This is a genomic window from Pseudomonas sp. GR 6-02 (genome assembly GCF_001655615.1).
GTDB lineage: Bacteria > Pseudomonadota > Gammaproteobacteria > Pseudomonadales > Pseudomonadaceae > Aquipseudomonas.
Genome location: NZ_CP011567.1, coordinates 34,862 through 58,080, shown reverse-complemented (window position 1 = coordinate 58,080; position 23,219 = coordinate 34,862). Strand labels below are relative to the sequence as shown.

20 protein-coding genes and 1 pseudogene are annotated in these 23,219 nt (G+C 59.8%); 8 read left to right on the top strand and 13 right to left on the bottom strand.

From position 1 onward, the window contains the following. Positions 1-59 precede the first annotated feature (59 nt). The gene (locus PGR6_RS00250) at positions 60-839 is read left to right on the top strand and encodes an N-acetylmuramoyl-L-alanine amidase (RefSeq protein WP_064615664.1); all 780 of its coding nucleotides are present in this window, start codon (positions 60-62) and stop codon (positions 837-839) included. A 73-nt stretch (positions 840-912) separates the two neighbouring features. Beyond that, the gene (locus PGR6_RS00245) at positions 913-2,529 is read left to right on the top strand and encodes an EAL domain-containing protein (protein WP_018927280.1); all 1,617 of its coding nucleotides are present in this window, start codon (positions 913-915) and stop codon (positions 2,527-2,529) included. Between the two features lie 12 nt (positions 2,530-2,541). On the opposite strand, the gene PGR6_RS00240 is transcribed toward PGR6_RS00245, so the two are convergent. Both PGR6_RS00240 and algB read right to left on the bottom strand, forming a co-directional pair. Further along, a complete protein-coding gene (locus PGR6_RS00240; protein ID WP_018927281.1) occupies positions 2,542-4,332 on the bottom strand; it encodes a KinB sensor domain-containing domain in 1,791 nt (596 codons plus the stop codon). Between the two features lie 10 nt (positions 4,333-4,342). Further along, positions 4,343-5,689 carry a sigma-54-dependent response regulator transcription factor AlgB gene (algB, locus tag PGR6_RS00235; protein ID WP_018927282.1) on the bottom strand — a complete coding sequence of 449 codons (1,347 nt, stop codon included), beginning with the start codon at positions 5,687-5,689 and terminating at the stop codon, positions 4,343-4,345. Positions 5,690-6,129: 440 nt separating this feature from the next. Between algB and PGR6_RS00230 the strand changes: the two genes are divergently transcribed. The 5 genes and pseudogenes from PGR6_RS00230 to PGR6_RS00215 all read left to right on the top strand — a co-directional run bounded on the left by PGR6_RS00230 (position 6,130) and on the right by PGR6_RS00215 (position 10,183). Then, positions 6,130-6,417 (top strand): hypothetical protein, encoded by a 288-nt coding sequence (locus PGR6_RS00230; RefSeq protein ID WP_064615662.1) that lies wholly within the window; start codon positions 6,130-6,132, stop codon positions 6,415-6,417. Between the two features lie 81 nt (positions 6,418-6,498). Then, the gene (locus tag PGR6_RS00225; protein WP_003177151.1) at positions 6,499-6,663 is read left to right on the top strand and encodes a DUF1328 domain-containing protein; all 165 of its coding nucleotides are present in this window, start codon (positions 6,499-6,501) and stop codon (positions 6,661-6,663) included. A 66-nt stretch (positions 6,664-6,729) separates the two neighbouring features. Then, positions 6,730-6,834, top strand: a pseudogene (locus tag PGR6_RS28990) (Ivy family c-type lysozyme inhibitor); the annotation flags it as partial. A gap of 683 nt (positions 6,835-7,517) precedes the next feature. Next, on the top strand, positions 7,518-8,849 hold the full coding sequence (gene gltP / locus PGR6_RS00220) for a glutamate/aspartate:proton symporter GltP (protein WP_018927284.1): 1,332 nt from the start codon (positions 7,518-7,520) through the stop codon (positions 8,847-8,849). Between the two features lie 104 nt (positions 8,850-8,953). Beyond that, entirely contained in the window at positions 8,954-10,183 is a 1,230-nt protein-coding gene (locus PGR6_RS00215; RefSeq protein WP_064615660.1) for a nucleoside recognition domain-containing protein, read from the top strand. 50 nt (positions 10,184-10,233) lie between these two features. On the opposite strand, the gene PGR6_RS00210 is transcribed toward PGR6_RS00215, so the two are convergent. From PGR6_RS00210 to PGR6_RS00165, 10 genes are all read right to left on the bottom strand, one after another. Further along, positions 10,234-10,860, bottom strand: coding sequence for an ABC-type transport auxiliary lipoprotein family protein (locus tag PGR6_RS00210; RefSeq protein ID WP_019651219.1), 627 nt, complete (start codon positions 10,858-10,860; stop codon positions 10,234-10,236). Beyond that, positions 10,857-11,795 carry an MlaD family protein gene (locus tag PGR6_RS00205; RefSeq protein WP_018927287.1) on the bottom strand — a complete coding sequence of 313 codons (939 nt, stop codon included), beginning with the start codon at positions 11,793-11,795 and terminating at the stop codon, positions 10,857-10,859. Before PGR6_RS00205 ends, PGR6_RS00210 begins: the two co-directional genes overlap by 4 nt. Before the next feature lies 1 nt (position 11,796). Beyond that, entirely contained in the window at positions 11,797-12,600 is an 804-nt protein-coding gene (locus PGR6_RS00200; protein ID WP_018927288.1) for an ABC transporter ATP-binding protein, read from the bottom strand. Next, complete coding sequence (locus PGR6_RS00195) at positions 12,597-13,745, bottom strand: MlaE family ABC transporter permease (protein ID WP_018927289.1); 1,149 nt, start codon at positions 13,743-13,745, stop codon at positions 12,597-12,599. The genes PGR6_RS00200 and PGR6_RS00195 overlap by 4 nt, the downstream gene beginning before the upstream one ends. Positions 13,746-13,798: 53 nt before the next feature. Beyond that, positions 13,799-14,827 carry a DUF5924 family protein gene (locus PGR6_RS00190; protein ID WP_028940067.1) on the bottom strand — a complete coding sequence of 343 codons (1,029 nt, stop codon included), beginning with the start codon at positions 14,825-14,827 and terminating at the stop codon, positions 13,799-13,801. Positions 14,828-15,066: 239 nt separating this feature from the next. Then, positions 15,067-16,443, bottom strand: a complete 1,377-nt coding sequence (locus PGR6_RS00185; RefSeq protein WP_018927291.1) for a M16 family metallopeptidase — start codon at positions 16,441-16,443, stop codon at positions 15,067-15,069. A gap of 55 nt (positions 16,444-16,498) precedes the next feature. Next, on the bottom strand, positions 16,499-18,157 hold the full coding sequence (locus tag PGR6_RS00180; RefSeq protein ID WP_018927292.1) for a Na/Pi cotransporter family protein: 1,659 nt from the start codon (positions 18,155-18,157) through the stop codon (positions 16,499-16,501). 478 nt (positions 18,158-18,635) lie between these two features. Next, positions 18,636-19,403 carry a TerC family protein gene (locus PGR6_RS00175; RefSeq protein WP_018927293.1) on the bottom strand — a complete coding sequence of 256 codons (768 nt, stop codon included), beginning with the start codon at positions 19,401-19,403 and terminating at the stop codon, positions 18,636-18,638. Positions 19,404-19,485: 82 nt separating this feature from the next. Then, the gene (locus PGR6_RS00170; protein WP_018927294.1) at positions 19,486-20,793 is read right to left on the bottom strand and encodes a CitMHS family transporter; all 1,308 of its coding nucleotides are present in this window, start codon (positions 20,791-20,793) and stop codon (positions 19,486-19,488) included. Positions 20,794-21,186: 393 nt separating this feature from the next. Continuing rightward, positions 21,187-21,513: a DOPA 4,5-dioxygenase family protein gene (locus PGR6_RS00165; RefSeq protein ID WP_019580317.1), complete on the bottom strand. Its 327-nt coding sequence runs from the start codon at positions 21,511-21,513 to the stop codon at positions 21,187-21,189. 83 nt (positions 21,514-21,596) lie between these two features. On the opposite strand from PGR6_RS00165, the gene PGR6_RS00160 reads away from it, so the two are divergent. Further along, positions 21,597-22,262, top strand: coding sequence for an NAD(P)-dependent oxidoreductase (locus PGR6_RS00160; protein WP_018927296.1), 666 nt, complete (start codon positions 21,597-21,599; stop codon positions 22,260-22,262). Between the two features lie 5 nt (positions 22,263-22,267). On the opposite strand, the gene PGR6_RS00155 is transcribed toward PGR6_RS00160, so the two are convergent. Then, complete coding sequence (locus PGR6_RS00155) at positions 22,268-23,218, bottom strand: choline sulfate utilization transcriptional regulator (protein WP_064615658.1); 951 nt, start codon at positions 23,216-23,218, stop codon at positions 22,268-22,270. Position 23,219: the final 1 nt, after the last annotated feature.

Genomic DNA, 23,219 nt, shown 5'->3' with positions numbered 1-23,219 from the left:
GGCGCGCAAGGCAATACGTTACACTGTTGCATTATTGTCTCGTGTATATTGCCTCCACCATGAAACTTCTTGCTCTTATTGCTTCGCTGCTCGTATTAGCCGGTTGCGCCAGCGGTCCCCGGATTGACACCAGCCACCCTTCAGTCAATCACGACAGCCGTATTCAGTTCGTGGTGATGCATTACACCTCCGCATCCCTGGAGGACTCGCTGCAATTGCTGACCCATGGCGAAGTCAGCAGCCACTACCTGATCGGCGACGACGAGCACGCCACCATCTATAAGCTGATGGATGAAAATCTTCGAGCCTGGCACGCCGGCGAAAGCCAATGGCAAGGCCGGACCTGGCTGAATTCCAGTTCCATTGGCATCGAAATCGTCAATCCGGGCTTCCAGGACACCCCGACCGGGCGCCTCTGGTATCCCTACAGCGAAGCCCAGGTCCAATCGATGATCTTTCTGCTCAAGGACATCAGCAAGCGCCAGGGCATCAGCCCTCGCCATATCATCGGCCATAGCGACATCGCCCCCATGCGCAAGCTCGACCCTGGCCCGCTGTTCCCCTGGAAACGCCTGGCGGCCGAAGGCCTGGGAATCTGGCCGAACGAGCAGGCCGTGGCGCGTCAGCAAGCGCAGTTCGCCGTGCAGCTGCCAAGCATCAGTTGGTTTCAGGCACAACTTGCCCGCCTGGGCTACGCCACGCCACAAACCGGCGAACTGGATGCAGCGACACGCAATGTGCTGGCGGCTTTTCAGCTGCATTTTCGCCCGTCCCGTTTCGACGGCACGCCGGACGCGCAAACCGCGGCGCTTCTCCAGGTGTTGAACCAGACAAAATAATGACGCCCGCCCGACGGTCAGGGTCTTTTCCCAATCAGCAGCTATAACTCATTGGTAATCCTTCGGATATTCCATGATGACGGCTGCTCGAGAGAAGCTGCGTAGCTGGTTCTATCGCCCTTGGTTTCTGGCGACGCTGGCGGCTGCCTTGAGTGCCACGCTGCTGATGACCGGCAGTCTGTTCATTGCGATGCATCAGGTCGAGGACAACGAAAGCCAGGAGATGAACGCCCAGGGGGAGCGCTTTCTGGTCCGTCTGGAGCAGCTGTTCGGGCAACTGCGCGAAAGCCTCGATGACCTTGAAGCTCAACCGCTGCGGGGCTGCGACGATGAAATGATCGCCACATTGCAGCAAGTCAGCTTCAATTACCGCTTCGTTTACGAAGCCGCTTACATGGATGCTTCAGGAATCTGCTCCAACCGCCCCCGCCAGGAAGGGCTGTCGGTGATCCGGCCACCGGACATCGAGGGCCCCACCTACAGCTATTGGTTGAACACCACCACCGAACCCGATGAGAACCGCGCCGCACTGATGCTGGGGCGTGGCAATTTCCGGGTGGCTACGTCTCGCGGGCATTTGACCGACATGGTTGATCTGTCTCCGGGGAGCAGCCTGCTGGTGGTGCTCGACCACGACACCCGCGCGATTCCCGTGCTCGGTGCCGAGCAGGAGTGGCCCCCGACGCAACCCTGGCCCCCGAAAAATCACGATGCACTGCAAGTCACCCCTACCCGCCTGATTTACCGAATGCCGACCAACACTCCCGAATACCAACTGGTGCTGATCACCCCGCGTACCGGGATGCATGTGCCGGCCGTTTGGTGGTGGCTGCTTCCGGCCAGCCTCGCGCTAAGTGCCTGCGTAGGCATTCTGGTGTTTCTGCTGGTGCGCCAGCGTCAATCACTGGATGCCGAACTGCACGGCGCGATACAACGAGGCGAATTGCAGGTGTTGTATCAACCGATCTTCGACCTCGACAGTCGCAACTGTGTCGGAGCCGAAGCCTTGCTGCGCTGGCGAAGGCCGGACGGCACCTTGACCAGCCCCGAGCTGTTCATTCCCATGGCGGAAAACACCGGCCAGATCCGCCAGATGACTGATTTCGTATTACAGCGCCTGCTGGAACAGCTCGGACAACTGTTGCGCGCCAATCCGCAGTTGTATATCTCGGTCAACCTGGCGGCCTGCGACGTCATGGTGCCGCGTATCGGTCAGGTGATGGCGCGCCTGCTGGCCTTGCACCGTGTAGCCGCCAGACAGATTGCCTTTGAGGTGACCGAGCGCGGATTGGTTGATGTCGTGGTGGCCAGAGAAAACCTGCAGGCCTTGCGCGATGTCGGGCATCAGGTGCTGATCGATGACTTCGGCACTGGCTATTGCAGCCTCGCCTACCTGCAAACACTGCCCGTGGACTGCCTGAAAATCGACAAAGCATTTATCGACGCGCTGGGTCATGACGCCGCCAGCAGCGGCGTGGCACCGCACATCATTCGCATGGCCCAGGCCCTGCAACTCAAGGTGATTGCCGAAGGCATCGAACATGAAGCCCAGGCAGAGTTTCTGAGCAGCGAGGGGGTGAAGTTCGGTCAGGGCTGGCTGTTCGCACACCCATTGAGCGCTGTGCAATTCATCGAATTGATTACCCGTGGCCGCCGACAAGCAACGCGGCGTCTGGATGACGAAGACTGAGAGGGTTCAGGCTTATACCGCCAGCGCCATGTAGAACTGCGAACCCTGCCCCGGCCGTGAATACACGCCCATCCGCCCACCGTGCAACTGCACGATCTCCTTGCACAGCGCCAGACCGAGCCCGGCGCCGCCCTTCTTGCGGCCGACCTGAACAAAAGGCTCGAATATCCTTCCTTGCTGGCTGTAGGCAATGCCTTCGCCGTTGTCTTCGACACTGATAATCACCCGCTCCCCATGACGTCGAGCCTGCAAACGTATCAGCCCGTCGCGGGAGGTATGACGCAAGGCGTTGTCGATCAGGTTATCGAGCACCCGCTCCAGTTGCGCCTGATCGGCTTGCAGCCGTGGCAACGTTCCCTGCACTTCCACCAACAGCTCAATGCCCTTCTCCTGCGCCGGGCCGGCAAAGCGTGCCTGGGCCTGCTCCAGTAAATCTTTGATGGAGCACGGCGCCAGGGTGAGTTTTTGCAGGCCATTCTGATAGCGAGAGAAATTCAGCAGGTCGTTGATCAACTGCATCAAGCGCTGCATTTCTTCATTCACGGTGTTCAGCAAGTCGGCCTCACGGGAATCCTCGGCAAAATGCGCCCGCTCGCGGAACAGGCCGAATGCCATGTGCATCCCGGTGACCGGCGTGCGTAACTCATGGGAAGCACGCAAGACGAACTCGCTGCGCACCCGTTCGAAGGCACGCTGCTCGGTGACGTCATGCAACACCATCACGGCGCCGAGAATATGACCCTGGGTATGGCTGACCGGCGTCAGGCTATACGTCAGCAATCGCGACTCCCCGTCAACCTCGATGCTCAGGTCGTCCGGCACTCGTTCCAGGGTGCCGCCGCGCAGCACCAGATGCAGTTGTTCATCCAGTTCGGGACGCTCAAGTGCCGTGCCCAGCCCTTGGCCGAGACGCTCGGTGTCCCAGCCTAACTGGCGCTGAGCCACCGGGTTGAGGTGCTCGAGCTGACCTTGACGATCAATGATCAGCAAACCGTCGTCGATGCTATCGAGCACTGCTTGCAAACGCTGCTGTCCGGCGAGTAGCTCGTCGATATTAGTGGCTTGGTGCTGTCGCAGGGCCTCGGCCATGATTCCGAAGCGTCGGGTCAGCTGGTTCATTTCCACTGCGGAGGAAATCGGCAGAGTCACTTCGAAATTGCCTTGGCCGATGTTGTCAGCGGCCGCCGCCAGGGCCTCGATCGGAGCTCCGAAACGCTGGGCGATCGCATGGGCGGTAATGAACCCGATGAACAGCACCCCCACCCCGATCAACCCGAGCAGGCCGGCAATCAGCAACGCGCGGTCCCGGGCCTGGCGTTCGGTTTCACTGATGTTATCCAGCGCGCGCTTCTGTTCGGCGATCAAACCGTTGCGCAGCGTGTTGAATTTTTCCGTGAGATCCCCGCCCCCAGTGAGCACCTGTGCCGTATCGCGGGAAAGATCGTAGGCCTGCAGAAAGCTCTGGTAATCAGCCTTGGCCTTTTTGAAACCGTACTGGGCGCCCTCGCTGGACGGCTCGCGAGCAATGCCTTCATCGAGCAATTCGAGGTAATGCTGTCGGGATGCCTCGAGCGCCGCGGGATCAGGCTTCTCGCCGAGCATGATGATCAGTTGATCACCCAGGGTCTGGCGCAGCTTCAATCCCAGATCCAGCCTGACGAAGTTGTCACGGATCAGGGCCTCCTGTGTACCAGCCATCTGCATCACGCTGACCAGGCCTAGCAACAGCCCGAGCAGCGCCACGGTGATCAAGGCTGAAATACTCAGGAACAACCGGGTGCGCAATGTCATCGCCAGTTTCATCGGGTGCAGCTCACAGGTTGTACTGCTTGCGTTTGCGGTACAGGGTCGAGGCGTCGATACCCAGGGTCTTGGCCGCCTGATCCAGGGTATCGGCGGTGGCAAGGACCGCGCCGATGTGGGCTTTCTCCAACTCATCCAGGCTCAACGCGGCGCCAATGCGTGGCGTATTGTTGGTCGGAGCTTCGGCCATGCCCAAGTGGCTGATCTCGACCCGCTCCTGCGGACAAATAATGCTCGCCCGTTCCACCACGTTGCGCAGCTCGCGGATATTGCCGGGCCAGCGGTAGCTGAGCAGCGCCTCGCGGGCCTCGTCGCTGAAACACCGGGCCGGACGCGAGTATTCCTTGACGAAGCGCGCCAGGAAACGGTCAGCCAGGTTCAGGATGTCTTCCCTGCGTTCGCGAAGCGGCGGCAGGTGCAAAGTGATGACGTTCAGCCTATAGAGCAAATCCTCACGAAAGCGCCCGTCGCGGACCATGTCTTCAAGGTTGAGGTTGGTAGCCGCGAGGATTCGCACGTCGGCGCGACGGGTCACCGGGTCACCCACACGCTCGTATTCCTTGTCCTGGATGAAACGCAGCAACTTTGGCTGCAAGGTCAGGGGAAAATCGCCGATCTCGTCGAGAAACAACGTTCCGCCATCAGCCTGATTGACACGCCCCAAGGTGCTTTCGCTGGCACCGGTGAACGCGCCACGGCTGTGGCCGAAGAGTTCACTGTCCATCAATTCCGCTGTCAGGGAGGGGCAGTTGATGGTGATGCAGGATTTCTTCTGGCGTTTGCTCCAGCCATGAATGGCCTGTGACAGCTCACCTTTACCGGTGCCGGACTCTCCGAGAATCAGAATGTTGGCGTCGGTACTGGCGACCTGGCGTGCGGTTTCAAGCACCACTTTCATCGCCGGGCTGTGGGAGTCCAGCCCCTCCTTGGGTTTACGCACTTCACCTTCGAGGGCTTCCAGGCGTGCCGAGAGTTGCCGCACTTCCAGCTGTTTGGCGGTGGCCAGACGTAACTGATCGGGGCTGCAAGGTTTGACCAGATAGTCGGCGGCACCGGCCTGAATTGCATCCACGGCAGTGTCTACGGCCGAGTGAGCGGTGACGATCACCACACGCATCCAGGGCGCCTGAATTCGCATCTGGGCCAGCACATCGAGGCCATTGTCTTCACCCAGGCGCAAATCGAGGAAGCACAGATCGAAAACCTGACGCTGCAACAAGGCTTCGGCCTGAGCAGCGCTGGTCGCGGTGGCCACGCTGTAGCCTTCGTCTTCGAGGCAATAGCGAAAGGTTCGAAGGATGGCGGATTCGTCGTCCACCAGCAGAATGCGGCCTTGATGCTCAGTGGCTGATTCCATGTTCCTACGCTCCTTTAATAGGTGTTCTTGGTTAGTCCCGGAAAAATCGGGCAAGTTGCATGATTGATTCTGGTCGATTCCAGCCACAACAGGCTATCTATCTACTCAAAGTTCAGCTAATACGCTGATTTATTTGAACTTTTATTTACAGACCATTCTTTCAGCGATTGCCTGCGTCCCTTTCTGACATCTACGCCCTCCCCGCAATTCCAAAAATATTGAAAGTGCCTGCGAACTCATCGTGCATTACGCACGACTGCAAACGGATCATCGTGCAGGATGCGTCTAAAACGTTTTCTACAAACACAATAACCTTTTGATTTCTATCGTATTTATTCTTTATTAAAGCTGGCATGCAGGCTGCAATGGTCTAGGTAATCAGGGCATTTAATGAACCAGCGCCCGCCAAAGATCACTACCCGTATGGGAGGAACTTCAGGATGAATCGCCAAAGTGCCGCCCAATTGCGTCTTTCGCCACTGCATGTCCAGCAAGGCTTGTTTGCCCTGTTGGCGTTGTTGATCACCCTGATTGGTGGCCAGCAGTACATGCGTTGGGAGCAAAGCGCGCAACCGGCGCCAGTGCACCTTTCGATTCCACATCCCCCCCAAAGCCACTTCAGCGCCGTCAGCAGCAACCCGGCTGACAACGCCTCAATACGAATGATGGGCGTCGACCAGGCCCGGCCTGTGGACGAGACGCCCTCCCAGGAACGCTGGGTGTTTTAAGCAAACGAACTTGGCGCGCTCAACGCGCCGGGAAATGCACCACAAGCAACATCCTTAAATAGAAGCGTAAGGAGAATCACCATGTTGAGCTGGGCAATCACATTCCTGATCATTGCCATCATCGCTGCAGTATTGGGCTTCGGTGGTATCGCGGGCACCGCCACGGGTATCGCCAAGATTCTCTTTGTCGTATTCCTGGTGATGTTCATTGCTTCCTTCTTCTTTGGCCGTCGCGGTCGAGGTTGATATGTGTGTTTTGGTTAAAGACATTGGCGGCCGCCCTGCTTCTGGGCGGCAGTGCCATGACGATCGCGGCCACCCACGCGACATGCCGACTACCGCTTACTCGGTAAACCGGACGAAGGCATGCAGAAGATGTGGATGGCGCGACTGAAGAAAGATCCACGCCGGTATTGAGTTCGAAACACGAAAGAGGCCTCACGCTTCTTTCCACTGCGCTACCCGAGGACGGTAGACGCATGACCAAGGGGTCGGGACGTTCTGACTGCTTCAGGGTCGGAGTGACCTACGGGTACAGGGAGTAGCCGCGCAAGGGCCGGGTCAGGTGAAGCTGCGACGCAAGTTCGTCGGCCTAGCGTGGCTCGACGGACTTGCGGAGAGCTTCAACGTGCAAAACGTTGATCTAGAGCATTCTGCTCATATGTTCTTGCTGCATATTCCCCGCAAAACCGTTTCGCGGTGTTTCTTCGTGACCGTATATCGAGAAAGCTCTGACTTTCATGAGAAGAAAAATCGCAGTCGAACGTAGGACATCTCCTAAATTTTCACTGGTTCAAAAAAACATCAACCGGCGCTGAAATGGCCGGTTCACGGCACTTATACCTGCCGAAATGTCGCATTCGAACCGGCTGGGACGTGGGTTTCAGTTGAAAAATCTCATGCCGATTCGGCATAGGGTAGGCGTTTACGGCATTAGACGGCGCTTCCCCGCATCGGAATAGTTGCGCCTTTTTCGCTGCCAGAGAGCTGTAAATGCTCGCTCGCGGGGACCTTATACGGGGGTTGGTGCAAGACGGCTTCGCCATTGAGCGTTGCAGTTCATGCATCGGCCTGAGTCAAACGCAAGTAAGGGTAAAGATATGAAGAAGGCAAAGCTTAGCCTCGCCTGGCAGATCCTCATCGGTCTGGTTCTGGGGATAGCAATAGGTGCACTGCTCAACCACTTCAGCGCTGAAAAGGCCTGGTGGATCAGCAACGTCCTGCAACCAGCAGGCGATATCTTTATCCGTCTGATCAAGATGATCGTGATCCCGATCGTAATCTCCTCGCTGGTCGTCGGCATCGCTGGCGTTGGGGACGCGAAAAAACTCGGGCGTATCGGTCTGAAGACCATCATTTACTTCGAGATCGTCACCACCATCGCCATTCTGGTCGGTCTGGTGCTGGCCAACGTGGTCCATCCGGGCAGCGGCATCGACATGAGCACCCTGGGTACCGTGGATATTTCCAAGTACCAGGCCACTGCTGCCGAGGTTCAGCATGAACACGCGTTCATCGAAACCATCCTCAACCTGATCCCGTCGAACATCTTTGCGGCCATGATGCGCGGCGAGATGCTGCCGATCATCTTCTTCTCCGTGTTGTTCGGTCTCGGTCTGTCGAGCCTGCAATCGGACCTGCGCGAACCTCTGGTGAAGATGTTCCAGGGCGTGTCGGAAAGCATGTTCAAAGTCACCCACATGATCATGAACTACGCCCCGATCGGCGTGTTCGCACTGATCGCGGTGACCGTGGCCAACTTCGGCTTCGCCTCCCTGCTGCCACTGGCCAAGTTGGTCGTCCTGGTTTACTTCGCCGTCGCCTTCTTCGCCTTCGTGGTGCTGGGCCTGATCGCTCGCCTGTTCGGCTTCTCGGTGATCAAGCTGATGCGCATCTTCAAGGATGAGCTGGTCCTGGCCTACTCCACCGCCAGTTCCGAAACCGTGCTGCCGCGCGTGATCGAGAAGATGGAAGCCTACGGCGCGCCGAAAGCCATTTGCAGCTTCGTGGTACCGACCGGCTACTCGTTCAACCTCGACGGTTCGACCCTGTACCAGAGCATCGCGGCGATCTTCATTGCCCAGCTGTACGGCATCGACCTGTCAATCAGCCAGCAACTGCTGCTGGTGCTGACCCTGATGGTCACCTCTAAAGGCATCGCCGGCGTACCGGGTGTGTCCTTCGTGGTGTTGCTAGCCACTCTGGGCAGCGTCGGTATTCCGCTGGAAGGCCTGGCATTCATCGCCGGTGTCGACCGCATCATGGATATGGCCCGTACCGCGCTGAACGTGATCGGCAACGCCTTGGCCGTGCTGGTCATCTCGCGCTGGGAAGGCATGTACGACGACGCCAAGGGCCAGCGCTACTGGAACTCCCTGCCGCACTGGCGCAGCAAGGAAAAGCTGCCGGTTGGTGAAACCTCCAGCAACTAATGCCCGCTCCCACAAGAGCCCCCAACAAACCCCGGAGAAATCCGGGGTTTGTCGTTTCTGCCTACCCCGCTATCATTCGCCGCATCTTCCGGGGGATTTGACTGATGCTTAATGGCCTGTGGCTTGGCTTCTTCATCGTGGCAGCCGTATCGGCGCTGGCGCAGTGGCTGATCGGTGGTAACGCCGGGATCTTTGCGGCGATGGTGGAAAGTATTTTCGCCATGGCCAAATTGTCGGTCGAGGTCATGATCCTGTTGTTCGGCACCCTCACCCTCTGGCTGGGCTTTCTGCGGATCGCCGAGAAGGCCGGGATCGTCGAGTGGCTGGCCAAGGCGCTGGGGCCACTGTTCCTGCGCCTGATGCCGGAAGTGCCGGCCGGTCATCCCGCCATCGGCCTGATCACCCTGAACTTCGCCGCCAACGGCCTGGGCCTGGACAACGCCGCCACACCGATCGGCCTCAAAGCCATGAAGGCGCTGCAAGAGCTCAACCCCAGTGCAACGATCGCCAGCAACGCGCAGATCCTCTTCCTGGTGCTCAACGCCTCCTCCCTGACCCTGCTGCCCGTGACGATCTTCATGTACCGCGCCCAGCAAGGCGCGCCCGATCCGACGCTGGTGTTCCTGCCGATTCTGCTCGCCACCAGTTGCTCAACCATCGTCGGCTTCCTGACCGTAGCGTTCATGCAACGCCTGCGCATCTGGGACCCGGTGGTGCTGGCATACCTGATTCCCGGCGCCCTCGCCCTTGGCGGCTTCATGGCACTGCTGGCGACACTCTCGGCGACTGCGCTGGCGAGCCTGTCATCGGTCCTCGGCAACGTGACGCTGTTCGGCTTGATCATGCTGTTTATGATCATCGGCGCATTACGCAAGGTGAAGGTCTACGAGGCATTCGTCGAAGGCGCCAAAGAAGGCTTCGACGTCGCCAAGAACCTGCTGCCGTATCTGGTGGCGATGCTCTGCGCCGTGGGTGTGCTGCGGGCGTCCGGGGCGCTGGACTTCGGTCTGGACGGGATTCGTCACCTGGTGGCGTGGGCCGGGTGGGACACACGCTTCGTCGATGCGCTGCCGACGGCCATGGTCAAACCGTTCTCCGGCAGTGCCGCCCGGGCAATGCTGATTGAAACCATGAAGACCGAGGGGGTGGACAGCTTCCCGGCGCTGGTGGCGGCGACAGTCCAGGGCAGTACCGAAACGACCTTCTATGTCTTGGCGGTGTATTTCGGCGCGGTGGGCATCCAGCGTGCACGGCATGCAGTGGGCTGTGCGCTGCTGGCGGAGCTTGGCGGGGTGCTGGGGGCCATCGGGGTTTGCTACTGGTTCTTCGGCTAAACGAAAACCCTGTGGGGGCAAACCCACTCCCACAGGGTTCAGCGGTGGCTTCAGGGCCTCAGCGGCGGCACGACTTTCTGACCCTGCTCCACCGTCCAGGCCACCACCTGTGCCGTCAACTGGTCGCTGGCCTGGCCGAACCCGGCGACCACCGCCGGCACCTTCACATCGCTCAACGGCTGACGCACTTCAAAGCGCCGACTGGCGAGGATGCGCTGGTCATACCCACGCACCAGCAATGCATCCAGCCGCACGACCACGCTCGCCGTCGTGCCTTGGTATTCGGTCTGGAACGCCTGCAGGTTGCCGCCCAGCTCCAGGTCCGCCTGCAAATTGCTGTCATCGGTGCTGAGCAACGGCACCCGACCGTCACGCTGGAAACCATCGAGCAGACGATTGCGCAGCAGCACCGGCGCCGGGTCGCTCCAGCGGGAAGCCTTGTAGCTGCTGATCAGGTCACCCTGAGGGATCACGGCGATCTTCGGGTTGTTCAAGGCTTCGCTGGTCTGCGGCTTGGCCAGCCGCAGCGACCAGTGCAACGCCGTGCTGTGATTGGCCGGTGCGCCGCTCTGGGCCGAGGGCAACCGGTAGACATCGGATGGCTCGGACTTGGGCAGAATCGAGCAGGCACTGGTCAGGGCAAAACCGACAGCCAAGGCTAACGGGATCAGCTTCATGGCGTGAACTCCTTGTTCTTGTCACTGCCCAGCAGGTAACCGCTGGGGTTGGCCTCAAGCCGCTGGGAAATGGTGCGCAGCGAGCTCAAGGTGTCGCGCAACTCACGCACTGCCGGCGCCAGGCCATTGAGGCCCTGCATGCCGTTGTTGAGGGAATCCTGATTAGTGGTGAGCAATGAGTTGATGGTCGCGCTGCTCCGTTCCAGGGACTTCATGGCTTGCTCGGCACTGCCAAACATCTGCTTGCCCTGATCGTTGAGCAGGCTGTTGGCGTTGCGCATCAGCCCAGCAGTTTGTTCGAGTGTGGCGGAGGCCTGTTTACTGATCGACGCCAGTTGCTGCATGGCTTGGCCGATGTCGCCGCGCTGGTCGGCGATGATGCCGGTGGTTTGCTCCAGATGCTCAAGGGTCTTGCTGATGCGCTCGACGTTTTCCGAAGAAAACATCTGATTGGCGTTCTGCATCAACACGTTCACACCGGTCATCAGATCGTTACTGTCGCTCATCAAACGGGCGATAGGCGAGGGTGATGCCACGATGGTCGGCAAATTGCCGCCCTTGCCCTTGAGTGTCGGACTTTGCGGCGTGCCGCCGCTGAGCTGAATGATCGAGGTGCCGGTGATCCCGGTCAGCGCCAGTTTGGCCTGGGTGTCTTCCTTGATCGGGGTATCGCCGCCCAGGCGGATCCGCGCCAACACCCGGCGCGGATCATTCGGGTCCAGGCGCAGCGTCACTACATCGCCGACCTTGATCCCGCTGTACTGCACGGCGCTGCCCTTGGACAAACCGCTGACCGCCTCGTTGAAGACGATTTCATAATCCTTGAATTCAGTGTCGACGCTGGACTTGGCCAGCCACAGACCGAAGAGCAGGGCGCCTGCCACCACTATGACGGTGAACAGGCCGATCAATACGTGATGGGCTCGGGTTTCCATGTCAGACCTCGTTGAGCTGGTTAGCGGCCGTCAGCGCCGCGCGGCCGCGAGGGCCATGGAAGTATTCGTGAATCCACGCGTCGTCGGTTTCCGAAACCTTGTCGATGGCATCCGCCACCAGTACTTTCTTTTGCGCCAGCACCGCCACCCGGTCGGTGATGGTGTAGAGCGTGTCGAGGTCGTGTGTGACCAGAAACACACTCAAACCCAACGCGTCGCGCAGGGTCAGAATCAATTGATCGAACGCCGCCGCGCCAATCGGGTCGAGACCAGCGGTGGGCTCGTCGAGAAACAGAATGTCCGGGTCCAGCGCCAGCGCCCGGGCCAGGGCGGCGCGCTTAATCATGCCGCCAGACAGTGAAGCAGGGTACTTGTCGGCCGCCGACAACGGCAATCCGGCCAATGCCAGTTTCACCGCCGCCAAGTGCTCGGCATCGGTACGGCTCAGGCCGGCGTGTTCGATAAGGGGCAGGGCGACGTTCTCGGTCACTGTCAGCGAAGAGAACAGGGCGCCTTTCTGGAACAACACGCCGAAGCGCCGCTCGACCAGCGAACGCTCGTGCTCCGACAGGCTCGGCAAGTTCTTGCCGAAGACCTTCACCAGCCCTTCGCTGGGCTGGCGCAAGCCGACGATGCTGCGCAACAGCACCGATTTGCCGCTGCCGGAACCGCCGACCACCGCCAGAATTTCGCCTTTGTACAAATCCAGGTCGAGGTTCTCGTGCACGCTCTGGCGGCCGAAGCGATTGCACAGCCCACGGACTTCGATCACCGCCTCGGAAGGCGCTCGGGGTAGACGACTCACCAGCCCATCTCCATGAAAAACAATGCGGCCACGGCATCGAGGACGATCACCACGAAAATCGACTGCACCACACTCGACGTGGTGTGCGCGCCGACGGACTCGGCGCTGCCGCTGACCTTGAAGCCTTCAAGACAGCCGATGGCGGCGATCAGGAACGCAAAAATCGGCGCTTTGACGATCCCCACCAGGAAGTGCTGAACGCCGATGTCCGATTGCAGCAGCGACAGGAACATCGCCGGCGATATATCCAGCGACAGCGCACACACCACGCCACCGCCGACAATCCCCGACAACATCGCCAGGAAGGTCAGCATCGGCAGCGCCACCAGCAACGCCAATACCCGCGGCACCACCAGCAACTCCATCGGGTCGAGGCCGAGGGTGCGGATCGCATCGATTTCTTCGTTGGCCTTCATCGAGCCGATCTGCGCGGTGAACGCACTGGCGGTGCGGCCGGCCATCAGGATCGCGGTGAGCAACACGCCGAATTCGCGCAAAAAAGAAAACGCCACCAGGTCCACGGTAAAAATGCTCGCGCCGAAGCTCGCCAGCACAGTCGCACCGAGAAACGCTACCACGGCGCCCACCATAAAGGTCAGCAGGGCGACGATGGGAGCGGCGTCGAGGCCAGTCTGCTCAATGTGCGCGACCATCGGCGTGAGGCGCCAGCGCTTGGGACAAAACAGCCCGCGCGCGATGGTTTGCAGGATCAGGCCGACAAAACCCAGCACCTGCAGGGCGTCCTGCCAGACCGCATCGACCGCACGGCCGATACGGGTCAGCAGTTGAATGCCGACGCTGATTTCCGGCTCTTTGATCGGCACGCAGAAATCAGTCAGCGAGCAATACACCGTCTGCAGCAAGGCGCGATCGGCGGAGGAAAGGGTGCAATCAGGGTGTTCGGCGGACTTGCCCAGACGCTCGGAACCCAGCAACTCCACCAACAGCGATGCACCCGCCGTGTCCAGGGCACCGAGGCCGTTGAGGTCGATGGGGGTGTTGTTGTCGTATTGGCCACGGAGCTTTTCGCTCAGGTGGCTGAGATCGGCGTAATGAGCGAGCGTCCAGTCACCCGTGACCCGCAGCAGGGCAGGGATGTGCGAGGTATCCAGTCGGACATTGCCAGGCGTTGTGCTGCTGGTCATAAGCTCCTGCTTGTTCGGCAATTGCGCAGACCAGATTAATAGCACGAACCGCGTTACTTATCTTTGATGGGTGTGCTGTCCATGACCTTGAAGCGCAGCACGCCGATCAACTGGCCGTCTTCGGTGAGCACCCGAACTTGCCATTTACCCGCGGGATTGCCGGGGAAATTCTGCTTATGGGTCCAGGCGCGGTAGCCTTCCTTGCGCCCGCCGTGGATATCCAGAGGGATGCGGTCGACCTCTTTACCGTTGAACATCCAGACGTGATAAATCCGCTCGTCCAGCCCCCGTGGGGCATTGATCGCGGTGTAGGCGTACAAACCGTCGCCACGAATCTGCTCGGCGCTGACTTCTTCCAGGCTCTTGCCGGGGGTGCGGTCCTGCATTTGGGTGCTGATCGCCACATCGGTCATCCACAGGGTGGCCGGCGGAACCCAGGAACGCAGCACCCAGCCGACAGCGCCGATGCCCACGGTGATGCTGAGGATCGCCAACGCATTGCGCACGGTCCGAATCGGGAAGATCGACGCCAGACTGGGGAACGACAGCACCATGGCGATGCCCAGCGCCAGTTTGAAGCTCTGGGAGGTGGTCAGGTGCAGGATGACGGGCAGGGCGGTCAGCAGGGCGGCGAAGAGGGTCAGGGTATGCAGCGCCAGGAACGCCCAGCGGCGCGGCGCCAGCCATTTGTAGTAGAGCGGGTCGGTGATCGAGATCAACGCCGCCATGCCCAACAACCCCGTGAAAAACAGTTGGCCGCTGTTCCAGGTGGTGGTGATGAAAAAGAACGGCAGGACGAAGAACAGGCTTTCCTGATGGATCATCTGCGTCGCATAACGCAGCAGGGGCTGGGGTATTTCGCGCTTGAAGACCTTGGCGAACAACTCAGTGAGGCTGTTTTCCAGCATCAGCCAGACCCAGCTGACCAGCATGATGGTGGTGATCCAGGTCGCCAGGCCTTGCTGGCGATCCACCAAGATGAAGCTGCCGACCCCGGAAATGAAACCGCCGAGCGCGATGACCCCGGGGTAGCGCTTCATCAATTCCAGGATGCGCTGTATGTACAGGGTCAGAGTCGGCATTCGGCGGTTCACAATAGTCGTGGGAAAAATCCCCGACAGGGTACCGTCCGAGGGGGCCTGTGGCGAGGGTTCCGGTTACGTTGACCAACCCCAAACCCTGTGGCGAGGGAGCTTGCTCCCGCTGGGTCGCGAAGCGGCCCTAAAACCACCCACCGCGTAATTTCAAGTAGATCTCCGATACCGGTTTACGGCTGCTGCGCAGCCGAGCGGGAGCAAGCTCTCTCGCCACAGGGAAATAACTACTTTCTGCGGTGAACACGCCAACCCAATGCCCCAAGCACCATCAATCCAAATACCCCGGCAATCGCCCACATCAACTGGTCATAACTCACCAACGGCTTCTCGATCCGCAAATACCCCGGTTGCAGCAGCAACTCACGCATCGCCTGGTTCGCCTCGGCCAGCGTCACTTCTTGCAGTGCCTTGGCCGGGTTGGTGAAATGGCCGTCCTCGTAGTCCCCAAGGGCGCTCCAGTAGTAATCCGCCAGGGCGCTATTGCCTTGCACGGCCCAGGCCTGACGGGCGATGGCGGCCTGCTTGAGGCGGGCGAAGGTGGTGGCGTCGAGACCGTCCTTGAGCAAACCGGCTTTGAGCTCATCCAGCACCTGTTCAGCTGCCGGCACGTCGCCGCGTTCAAGATCGGCGTTCAGGCTCATGAAGCCCACTCCGCCAAACACCTCACGCTCGGCCGAGGGCCCATAGGACAACCCATGGACCAGGCGCAGTTGGCGATAAAGCGCCCAGTCCAGGTAGTCCTTGAGCAGATCGAACGTTTCGTCGGGCTGGTCTTCCTGCACCGGTTCCGGCACCAGCCAGTGCAACTTGGCGCCGCCACCGACAAAACCGTGGCTCAGAGTACGCTCGTGGGCCGCGCTGGCCTGGATTGTCGGCAAGGGCAGGTGATCGGCAGGCTCGACGGCTACGAGCGCGCCATACGCCCGTTCCAGATAGGCCGGCAGCAGGCGGTCGAGCTCGCCGACCACGATCAGGGTCATGTTGTTGGGCGCGTACCAGGCTTTGCGCACCTTCTCCAGTTGCTCGCGGGTCAGGTGACTGACTTCGGCGCGCTCCTGGCATTTGAGGCCCAGTTCCACCGCCAACTGATTACTGGCGGTGTGGCCCAGGTCCTGGCGATCCAGCCAGCGTTGCAGGTGCGAATAATGGCCACCGTCTTCGCGCTCGACCACCTGCTTGGCGACGTTGATAGCGTTGTCGTCGATACGGGTCTGGGTCAGCAGAGCCAACAACAGATCGAGGGCCTTACGCTGGTTTTTCGCCGGTGCTTCGATGACGAACGTGGTGTCGGCGTTGCTGGTGTAAGCGTTCCACTCACCCCCCAGGGCCTGCATGCGCTCCTCCAGACCACCTTCGCCGGTGGCGTCGATGCCGCTGAACAGCAAGTGTTCGAGCAGATGCGGCAGCTCCTTGTCGGCGCAGCTGAAATCATCCAGACCCACGCCGACTACCAGCCGAATCGCCACATGCCCGCGCTCGGTGCCCGGTTTGAGGACCAATTGCAGACCGTTGGGCAGCGTATAGCCCTCGACCTGAAAGCGATCCAGGGCAAATGAGGGCAGGGCGCCGAGCAACAGACAAGCGAATAGCAGACAGCGCATAACGAGTTTCCGTACGACAGCGTAAGTACAACAGACTTCAGGCAACTGTGGACGTTCAGGGTGAATGAGTGATGTCAGCCAAATCGTCGACCGCCAGAGCACCGGTGTCCGAAGTGCCCAACACCGCATAGGCACTGCTGCAAAACAGCGAATTGAGGCGCCTCATGTCAGCGATCAGCTCCAGATGCAGCGAACTGGTCTCGATGCTTTGCACAATCTTACGGTGCAAACGACTGACATGAGCGTGGGCCAGGCGGCGTTCCTGTGCGCGAAAGCGACGTTTCTCACGCAGTAACTGGCGAGCACTTTCCGGATCGGAACTGAGGAACACCGACAACCCCAGGCGCAGGTTGGCAATCAGCTGGCTGTGCAGGCCCGCCAATTCTTCCAGACCGACCTCGGAAAACGACCGCCTCTGCGCGGTTTTCTGCTGCTGAACCTTGCGCAGCATGCGTTCGATCAGGTCACTGGCCAGTTTAAGGTTAATCGCCAGCTCGATGGTTTCAGCCCACCGTTGGCTATCTTGTTCGCTGAGGTCTTCCCGAGGCATTTGCGCCAGATAGAGTTTGATCGCGCTGTAGAGCGCTTCGACATCATCGGTCAGGCGACGGATTTCCTGGGTAACGGCGGTCTGTTTGCCACGCAGTACGGCGAGCATGGCTTCGAGCATGTTGTCGACCAGATCGCCGATGCGCAGGGTTTCCCGGGCGGCATTGGCCAGCGCCAGGCTGGGGGTCACCAATGCCGTCGGGTCAAGGTGCCGCGGTTTGGCCGTGCCGTTGATGTCCGGCCGCTCCGGCAGCAGCCAAGCACAGAGCCTGGCCATCAGCCCGACGCTGGGCAACAGGATCAGGCAGCGCGCGGTGTTGTAGAGCAGGTGGAAGCCGATGACCATTTCCTGAGCGCTGAAGTCGAAGCTGTCGATCCAGTGCACCAGTGGATCGAGCACCGGAATGATCAGCAGCAGACCAATCAGTTTGTACAACAGGCTGCCCAGCGCCACCTGACGGCCGGCGGCGTTCTGCATGCTGGTGCTGAGGAAGGCGAGAACGCCGCTGCCGATGTTGGCGCCGATCACCAGGCCGATGGCCACTGGCAGGCTGATCACGCTGGCACCGGCGAGGGTCGCGGTCAGTAATACGGCGGCCAGGCTGGAGTATGAAATCATCGCGAACAGTGCACCGACCAGCGCATCGAGCAAGATATCGCCGGTCAGAGAGGCAAAAATCACCTTCACTCCCTGAGCATGAGTGATCGGCGTGGCGGCCTCGACGATCAGTTGCAGCGCCAGAATGATCAGCCCCAGACCGATGCTGACCCGCCCCATCTGCCCGACCCGGGTCTGCTTGCGCGACAGAAAGAAAATCACCCCGAGGAAGATCAGCAGCGGTGACAGCCACGACAGGTCGAGGGTCAGTACCCGCGCCATCAGTGCGGTACCGACGTCGGCACCGAGCATCGTCGCCAGGGCCGGGGTCAGCGCCATCAGGCCTTGACCGACAAATGAGGTGACGAGCATGGCGGTGGCGTTGCTGCTCTGGACCATGGCGGTCACCATGATCCCGGCGATAAACGCCAGCCAGCGCCTGGCCATGTTCTGGCCGATCACATGGCGCAAGTTGGAGCCATAAACCCGCAGGATGCCGGTTCGGACGATGTGCGTGCCCCAGATCAGCAAGGCCACGGCCGATAATAAATTGAGCAGGGTGAGCATACAGGCCCCCTGTGGTGGTAGCGCCCCAGCGGGGCAAGTTAACGATGCCGCGATCTTCTACGTTCTGTACTAGGGGGCGGTCTCAATTAATTTCCCTGCCGCGTTGTCGCCTTAAAGCGGGCCAGGCTAGGCGCAGGCCGCTGGGAATGGTTGTTCCCTTTCCAAGGCCTGCAACGCAGCCTGGCCCACTTTAAGGCACAACCCGAAGGGCCGGGCCTGCTGTTGTGCAGGGCTGCGTTGCTCGAAGCTTATTTGGAATGACCAAACCACGCTTCTCGCGCCTTGCCCTGCACAACAGCAGACCCGGCGCGGCAGGGAAATTAATTGAGACCGCCCCCTAAGCTGTAGTTGGCTAACGGTCTGGACGCCAGCATCGCATAGCTAAAGAAGCGATTGAAACAAAACTGTCATGAAAACAGTTTGATGCAGACATGACAAAGGGGCCCGAAGGCCCCTTTGTCACAGCAGGGTGTTCGGGTTACTGACCCGGAACATCCTTGCGCAGTTTCACCGGCTCTTGCTGTGTGCGTTTTTTCGCAATCGCGGTGCGCATCCTGATGTTGATCGCTTCCACTGCCAGCGAGAACGCCATGGCGAAGTAGACGTAGCCTTTCGGCACATGCACATCGAAGGATTCGGCAATCAGCACGGTACCGACGATCAACAGGAAAGACAGCGCCAGCATTTTCAGCGACGGGTGCTTGTCGATGAACTCGCTGATGGTGCCGGAAGCCCACATCATCACCAGCACTGCGACGATGATTGCCGCGACCATGACCGGTACGTGGGACACCATGCCAACGGCAGTGATGACGGAGTCCAGCGAGAACACGATGTCGATGATCGCGATCTGGATAATGGTGTAGAGGAAGTTACCGCCCTTGCCACTTGGCTCGTCGCTGGTTTCATCCTCGCCTTCCAGCGCGTGATACATCTCTTGCGAGCTTTTCCACAGCAGGAACAGACCACCGAAGAACAAGATCAGGTCACGCCCGGAAATACCCTGGCCGAACACTTCGAACAGGTCCGCGGTGAGACGCATGACCCAGGTGATCGACAGCAGCAACAGAATCCGGGTGACCATGGCCAGCGCCAGGCCGAAGATCCGGGTACGCGCCTGCATGTGTTTGGGCATGCGGCTGACCAGGATCGAGATCATGATGATGTTGTCGATGCCCAGGACGATCTCCAGGGCGGTCAGGGTGAAGAAGGCAACCCAGATTTCAGGGTTGGTCAGCCATTCCATGTGTATTCCTTTGAGGATGTGTTTAAACCACGAAGGGCCCAGGCTTCAAACAAAGCCTGGACCCCTCATGGCGAGTCTTGGCTTATAGCGTGCTGAACAGTGGAAATATCCCCATCAGCAAGGCCGCCACCAGTATGCACAGGCAAACCAGCACCGCCCACTTCAAGGTGAACCGCTGATGGTCACCGAATTCGATACCGGCCAGGGCCACCAACAGGTAGGTCGATGGTACCAGCGGGCTCAGCAAGTGGACGGGCTGACCGACGATCGAGGCACGTGCCATTTCTACCGCGGTTATACCGTAATGACTGGCGGCTTCAGCAAGCACTGGCAACACGCCGTAATAAAATGCGTCGTTCGACATGAAGAACGTGAACGGCATGCTCACCAGCGCGGTGATCACGGCGAGGTACGGGCCGAGGAAATCCGGGATGACTGCCAGCAGGCTCTTGGACATGGCGTCGACCATGCCGGTGCCGGTCAGGATACCGGTGAAGATACCCGCGGCAAAGATCAACCCGACCACCGCCAACACGCTACCGGCGTGGGCCGCAACGCGGTCCTTCTGCTGTTGCAGGCAAGGATAGTTGACGATCATCGCGATACTGAACGCCACCATGAACAGCACTGGCAGCGGCAACAGGCCGGCGATCAAGGTGCCCATCAGTGCCAGGGTCAGCGCGCCGTTGAACCAGATCAGCTTTGGACGACGGGCGTCCGGGAACTGCGAAACGCTGATTTCGCTGTGGTCGATTTCATCACCGACCAGATGCAATTCACCCAGACGCGCACGCTCGCGTTTACCGTAGACATAGGCAATCGCCAGAATCGCCACCACACCGGCCAGCATCGCCGGAATCATCGGTACGAAGATCGCGGACGGGTCCACATGCAGCGCACTGGCCGCACGAGCGGTCGGACCGCCCCAAGGGGTCATGTTCATCACGCCACCGGCGAGGATGATCAGACCGGCCATGATCCGCGGGCTCATGCCGATGCGGCTGTAGAGCGGCAGCATGGCGGCCACGCAGATCATGTAAGTGGTGGCGCCATCACCGTCCATGGACACGATCAGCGCCAGCACGGCGGTACCAACCGACACCTTCAACGGGTCGCCCTTGACCAGTTTGAGGATCTTGCGCACGGCCGGGTCAAACAGGCCGGAGTCGATCATCAGGGCGAAGTAAAGGATGGCGAACATCAGCATCACGCCGGTCGGCGCAAGCTTGGTGATGCCTTCGAGCATCATCGGGCCGATCTTCGGCGAGAAGCCACCGAACAGGGCGAAGATGATCGGGATGATAATCAGGGCGATCAGCGCGGACAGGCGCTTGGTCATGATCAGGAACATGAACGTGATGACCATGGCAAAGCCAAGGAAAGTCAGCATAGGAATACTCCAGGCGTAGCGCGGCTAGGGAATGGGCGAACCGATGAGGTCAGCGCAGAACGGGAAGCACGAAACGTACGGGCGGAGGTGCAGCGAAGAGGCGGATAGGAGCGGACATCAGAATCACCATTGTTGTTGTTAAATGGGCCGGGCGGGCAATGAAACACTCGCGTTGGCCAACCGGTCTGTTGCCGGCAGTGAGGCGATCCTAATCGGGGAAGCTTTCAGCCAGCTTTCGCGGATGAAAGCATTGACCGAATGTACGACCGGTCGTCGGCCGGGTTGAAAGTCTGTAGATGTGGGTCGGGAGCAAGACATTGGCGACCCCATGCAGGATATCGCCCACTGCCATTGCTCGATTTGCCGTCCGGCGAGCCCGAAGAACAACTCTGATCAGAAAACAGACAGGTCCAGCGGCCGGATCGCACCCATCCAGATCGCGTGTTCGGTGTGGTCGAGCAGATCGTTGCCGGTCTCCGGGTGCAGGAACACCACCAACCCCTTGCGATTGAGCGCCAGCCACGGCAATACCTCGCCTAGGTATTGCGGCTCGAAGGCCAATTGGCAGCTCCAGTCCGGGTGCGGGCCGACCAGGCGTTCATGCACGCGGCCCATCTTCAGTGGAAACAATTGTGCGGCCTGCTCACACAAGGCCCGGGCCTGCGGGAGAGTATTGGCGTCGAAATAGACATGGGCGTGGTAGCCCTTGATCTGTTGCATCTGAAACCCCTTTGAACCTGGTCGAACCCACACCGTTCCCCACAGGTCTTACGTTATATAGGCAGGACGTTCGGAGCACAGCCATGAAAAACGCCGAAACCCCGGTAGTGAAGGTAGTGCTTTATGGTGCCATGAGTAGCCTGGGCAGTGCGCTGATGGCGGAAATGCTGCGGCGCCAACATGAAGTGATCGCGATTCTCGATGACCTGACGGCACTCGCGCCACGCCCCGGATTGCGCACCAAGGCCGGCAATCTGTTCGATGCCAAACGGGTCAAGCAAAGCGTGGCCGGCTGTTCGGCGGTGATCTGCCTGCTGGATGCGCCGGGGTTGCCGATGAACAGCGAACACATCGAAAAATCCATCGTGCCTGGCCCGGTCGAGCAGGTGCTGGCAGTGGATGCACTGATTGACGGCATGCAGGCCGCGGGTATCGCGCGGTTGTTTGTGGTGGGTGATTTCGAGGTGCTGGACGATCCGGAGATAGAAGACGAGCTGCAACGCCACGCCGCAGAAGAAATCCGCGAGGCACTGCAAAGCAGCCCATTGCACTGGACCCTGGTGAATGCCCCACGCGGCGTACCAGGACTGTCCATCGAGCATTTCAGTCACGTCAGCACGAGCCTGGAACCCGGCCTGGCCGAACCGCTGGAACGGCTGAACCGAGTTGCCGTCGGGATTGCCGATGAGTTATGGCTGAATTTGCATGTCGGTCAGCATGTGAATTTTGTCGCGACTTCGGAACCGTAAAGCCCTCATACCGCAATCGATGGCAAAGGAAGACCATTAAGCGATTGCGCACTGCTGGCCTGTTCCGCCATCAACCAATCCACAAATGTTTGAATCAACGCCCCGCGCCGTTTGCGCTGGGGCAGGACCACGTAATAACCCAGCCTGGAAATCACTGTCTCGGCAATCGGTCGACACAACAAACCTTGCGCCAGCAAGTTATCCACAAGGTGCCGCCAACCGATCGCAACGCCCTGGCCGCCAATCGCCGCTTGAATCAGCAAGGTGTAATTGTCGAAGCGCAGTTGCCCCGGCGCTGGCGCCGACGTGATCCCCAGTTCGCGAAACACGCCGCTCCAGTCGAACCAGTTGCTGCTGTGTTCGCCACGCAGGTGCAACAGCGGAAACTCCAGCAATGACTGAGCCGGCAAGGGCAGGGGACGATCCTTCAAGAGCAGCGGGCTGCACACCGGAAACACTTCTTCACTGAACAACCAATGGCTCTCGCCTTGCTTGAACCGGCCATCGCCGAACAGCACCGCCACATCGATATCAGTGCGCAGCATGTTGTGGCTGCGCTCACTGGTAACCAGGCTGACGTCCACTTGAGGATGGGCGGTATGGAAGCGGTGCAGCCGTGGCATCAGCCAGTACGCGGCGAAGGCGAAGTCGGTGGCCACCTGCAACACTTCGTGTTGCTGCTGTGCACTGATCGCGCTCAATCCGGCGTCGATATTCTGTAAACCGAGCCGAACTTGCTCAAACAGAATCGCGCCAGCCTCGGTCAGTTCGATACCGCGATAAATGCGGTCAAACAATCGTGTAGCGAGCTGCTCCTCCAATCGTTTGATCTGCTGACTGATGGCCGGTTGCGTGGTGCCGAGCTCCACTGCAGCGGCAGTGAAACTGCGCTGGCGGGCCGCGGCTTCAAAGGCGCGCAACAGGTCCAGAGACAAATCACCGAGGGCGTCATACATA

Excerpts from the sequence above, each read along its gene's own strand:
- PGR6_RS00230 (WP_064615662.1), top strand. The coding sequence starts at position 6,130 with ATGAATCGCCAAAGTGCCGCCCAATTGCGTCTTTCGCCACTGCATGTC.
- gltP (WP_018927284.1), top strand. The coding sequence starts at position 7,518 with ATGAAGAAGGCAAAGCTTAGCCTCGCCTGGCAGATCCTCATCGGTCTG.
- PGR6_RS00175 (WP_018927293.1), bottom strand. The coding sequence starts at position 19,403 with ATGGAATGGCTGACCAACCCTGAAATCTGGGTTGCCTTCTTCACCCTG.
- algB (WP_018927282.1), bottom strand. The coding sequence starts at position 5,689 with ATGGAATCAGCCACTGAGCATCAAGGCCGCATTCTGCTGGTGGACGAC.
- PGR6_RS00210 (WP_019651219.1), bottom strand. The coding sequence starts at position 10,860 with ATGAAGCTGATCCCGTTAGCCTTGGCTGTCGGTTTTGCCCTGACCAGT.
- PGR6_RS00180 (WP_018927292.1), bottom strand. The coding sequence starts at position 18,157 with ATGCTCACCCTGCTCAATTTATTATCGGCCGTGGCCTTGCTGATCTGG.
- PGR6_RS00215 (WP_064615660.1), top strand. The coding sequence starts at position 8,954 with ATGCTTAATGGCCTGTGGCTTGGCTTCTTCATCGTGGCAGCCGTATCG.
- PGR6_RS00160 (WP_018927296.1), top strand. The coding sequence starts at position 21,597 with ATGAAAAACGCCGAAACCCCGGTAGTGAAGGTAGTGCTTTATGGTGCC.
- PGR6_RS00250 (WP_064615664.1), top strand. The coding sequence starts at position 60 with ATGAAACTTCTTGCTCTTATTGCTTCGCTGCTCGTATTAGCCGGTTGC.
- PGR6_RS00190 (WP_028940067.1), bottom strand. The coding sequence starts at position 14,827 with ATGCCGACTCTGACCCTGTACATACAGCGCATCCTGGAATTGATGAAG.
- PGR6_RS00195 (WP_018927289.1), bottom strand. The coding sequence starts at position 13,745 with ATGACCAGCAGCACAACGCCTGGCAATGTCCGACTGGATACCTCGCAC.
- PGR6_RS00155 (WP_064615658.1), bottom strand. The coding sequence starts at position 23,218 with ATGTATGACGCCCTCGGTGATTTGTCTCTGGACCTGTTGCGCGCCTTT.
- PGR6_RS00170 (WP_018927294.1), bottom strand. The coding sequence starts at position 20,793 with ATGCTGACTTTCCTTGGCTTTGCCATGGTCATCACGTTCATGTTCCTG.
- PGR6_RS00245 (WP_018927280.1), top strand. The coding sequence starts at position 913 with ATGATGACGGCTGCTCGAGAGAAGCTGCGTAGCTGGTTCTATCGCCCT.
- PGR6_RS00185 (WP_018927291.1), bottom strand. The coding sequence starts at position 16,443 with ATGCGCTGTCTGCTATTCGCTTGTCTGTTGCTCGGCGCCCTGCCCTCA.
- PGR6_RS00225 (WP_003177151.1), top strand. The coding sequence starts at position 6,499 with ATGTTGAGCTGGGCAATCACATTCCTGATCATTGCCATCATCGCTGCA.
- PGR6_RS00165 (WP_019580317.1), bottom strand. The coding sequence starts at position 21,513 with ATGCAACAGATCAAGGGCTACCACGCCCATGTCTATTTCGACGCCAAT.
- PGR6_RS00205 (WP_018927287.1), bottom strand. The coding sequence starts at position 11,795 with ATGGAAACCCGAGCCCATCACGTATTGATCGGCCTGTTCACCGTCATA.
- PGR6_RS00240 (WP_018927281.1), bottom strand. The coding sequence starts at position 4,332 with ATGAAACTGGCGATGACATTGCGCACCCGGTTGTTCCTGAGTATTTCA.